Annotated in this window: 1 protein-coding gene and 1 pseudogene; both read left to right on the top strand. The window is 59.0% G+C overall.

What is annotated here, in order from left to right; translation table 11 throughout:
* Positions 1-224 (top strand): annotated as a pseudogene (locus F8N80_RS30955) (transporter); the annotation flags it as partial.
* A gap of 27 nt (positions 225-251) precedes the next feature.
* Positions 252-532 (top strand): winged helix-turn-helix domain-containing protein (locus F8N80_RS30950; protein ID WP_150785343.1); only part of this gene is annotated, 281 nt, incomplete at its 3' end.

Below are 532 nucleotides of genomic sequence, written 5' to 3'. Positions count from 1 at the left end.
TCGCTGCACTGACCACTGAGCACGGTGCGTGCCTGGCCGCGATGGTCAACAGTGCGGCCGGGCACGGGGCGCTGGGGTCGCTGTCGATTCCGTCGCTGATCACCGGGCTGGCGGGCGCCAACCGGCTTGAAGAGCACAATCTGATCCGATTCGCCTTCGGCCTGGTTGCGCTCAACATCGTCATAGTTGCTGCAACGGGGGGCGTTTTACTCTACTTTCTCTGAATTGTTTCGCGACACAACAGAGAACTTATGGACAGGTTTGATTTGCCGGACAAGCGCTGGCGGATAGTCAAGGATTGGATCATTCGTCAGATCGACAGCGGGGAATGGCCGGCCGATACGAAGCTGCCCTCGATCCGCGCCCTGACCCGAATGTTTGAATCCAGCATCACCACCGTTCAGCGCGCGCTGGCGGATCTGGAAGCCGATGCCTATGTTTCGACGGTCCCCCGTGTCGGCTATTTTGTCTCGGCTTCAGGACGGGGCAAACCGGCCAGTGATTTTGATTTCTCCAGTGTTCCGGTCAACGT

It is taken from the genome of Pseudomonas fluorescens, from assembly GCF_902497995.1.
GTDB classification, from domain to species: domain Bacteria; phylum Pseudomonadota; class Gammaproteobacteria; order Pseudomonadales; family Pseudomonadaceae; genus Aquipseudomonas; species Aquipseudomonas fluorescens_BK.
This window is presented reverse-complemented; position numbering and strand designations above follow the sequence as displayed.